Source organism: Bacteroides sp. CAG:633 (genome assembly GCF_000435115.1).
In the GTDB taxonomy this organism is placed as follows: domain Bacteria; phylum Bacteroidota; class Bacteroidia; order Bacteroidales; family Bacteroidaceae; genus Bacteroides; species Bacteroides ndongoniae.
In genome coordinates, this window is sequence record NZ_FR883020.1 from 1 (window position 1) to 1691 (window position 1691).

Annotated in this window: 3 protein-coding genes (1 of these 3 running past the window's edge); all 3 read right to left on the reverse strand. The window is 51.0% G+C overall.

From position 1 onward, the window contains the following. Positions 1–136: 136 nt before the first annotated feature. Complete coding sequence (locus QVP67_RS03750) at positions 137–472, reverse strand: hypothetical protein (protein ID WP_022162218.1); 336 nt, start codon at positions 470–472, stop codon at positions 137–139. A gap of 45 nt (positions 473–517) precedes the next feature. Then, entirely contained in the window at positions 518–832 is a 315-nt protein-coding gene (gene trxA / locus QVP67_RS03755) for a thioredoxin (RefSeq protein ID WP_022162219.1), read from the reverse strand. Positions 833–971: 139 nt separating this feature from the next. Beyond that, positions 972–1691, reverse strand: the 3' end of a protein-coding gene (gene dnaE, locus QVP67_RS03760; RefSeq protein ID WP_022162220.1) for a DNA polymerase III subunit alpha. It continues 3105 nt past the right edge of the window; the window shows 720 of its 3825 coding nt (coding positions 3106–3825); the start codon falls outside the window, past its right edge — the gene reads right to left on this strand; its stop codon occupies positions 972–974.

Here is a 1691-nt window from a genome sequence, read left to right on the forward strand (position 1 = left end):
ACTTTATGTTTTCACCTACCACCTCCCCCTATCGGGGACTCCTCCTTCCCGAAGGAGGAGAACTTAAGATACTTTTGTTTCGGTACGCTCTCCCTCAGCATTTCCTCATCGCCGTTTCCGGCTTGCGGAAGCGGGGTCAGTCTTCATCTTCCAGCGATTCGGTATACTCCAACTCGCCCTGGACGATGAAGAGAATCTCTTCGGGATCGTATTCACCCATTTCATCCTTACGGGCCTCCTTGACGATGTAGTCCACAACCTTCTCCAGGTCGATGTCGATGTATCCCTCGTCGTCGGGAGTCGCATCCAGAATGCCGCTCTCCGAATAATACTCGTCAATCAAGTCGAGGAAATAATAGAACTCATCGTCGGAGAACTTCTCCTTCAGCTCTTGCGGCAGATAGTTTTTAATGTACTCGATGGTCTTCTCATCGTCTGCATCCTGTTTCAAGAAATCGTCTTCCAATCCCATAATGTATGAATTTAGAGGTTTAACGTCAGTTGTCTGATACGAATATTACAGCAGTGCTTCGATTTTCGACACATAAGTCGGTTTCGCAGCCGAACCTACCTGCTTGTCCACCAGCTCGCCTCCCTTGAAGAAAAGTACGGTAGGGATACTGCGTATGCCAAATTCGACAGGCATGTCCGAGTTCTCGTCCACGTCGCACTTGCCGATGATTACCTTGCCTTCGTATTCGGCAGCCAGTTCCTCGATGATGGGAGCTACCATCTTGCAGGGTCCGCACCACGGAGCCCAGAAGTCTATCACAACCGGTTTGCCTTCGGCCAACAGTTCCTTGTAATTGTTGTCTGTAATTTCTAAAGCCATAGTTACAAATAATTTAATTGTATGAAATTGATATTAGTGGTGGCAAAGATAAGGAAAGGTGAGCGTAATATCAAGCCCAAGGTTTACTTTTGGACTTGACATTACCGAACCGCATCCTATCTTCGTGAAACAAAGATAGCTAATTTATCCGGAAGTCAAGCTCCGGACGTTCTTTTAAATAAGAAATTAACTCACGCCCTACCGACAACCTGACAGGCCGCGAAACGAGGTCGAGTGTCTGCTTCGTATCCGTGTCGCGCACCCTGAAGTACAGCTCCGTATTGCCCGGATGCTCCTTGGTCAGCTCGGCCAGTTCGGTGATGAGGGCCGTGTTGAGGGCATCCAGCGGGATGACGATGGTTATCTTGTTAATCAGCTTCTCCTTCACGTCGGGCAGCAGTTCCATCGAAGTGATTTTCAGCTCCAGTTCGTCCTGCCTCCATTGCTTGGGCTGGCAGCGCGCCCTGATGAAGAGGAAGGTACGCTCGCCCAGATACCCCTGATAGGTCACCCAGTCGTTGCCAAAGAAAGGCAGTTCGGCCGAACCCGAGTAGTCTTCAATCTTGGCGATGCCGTAAGGATTTCCGTTCTTGCTGATGCCACGGCGTACGGATGTGACAATGCCGCCCATAGTGATTTCGCGCCCTACGAGCGAGGCTTTGTCGTCCAGTTCAGCCATGTGCGTGTTACACACGTGTTCCAGCACTACTGCATATTCGTCCAGCGGATGAGCCGACAGATAGATGCCCACCAGTTCACGCTCACGGTTCAGGCGGTCCAAGTCGCTCCACCGCTCGGCCGGCAGAATCTCGGGAGTGGCAATCTCCACCACATTCTCACCGCCGAACAGCGAATTGGC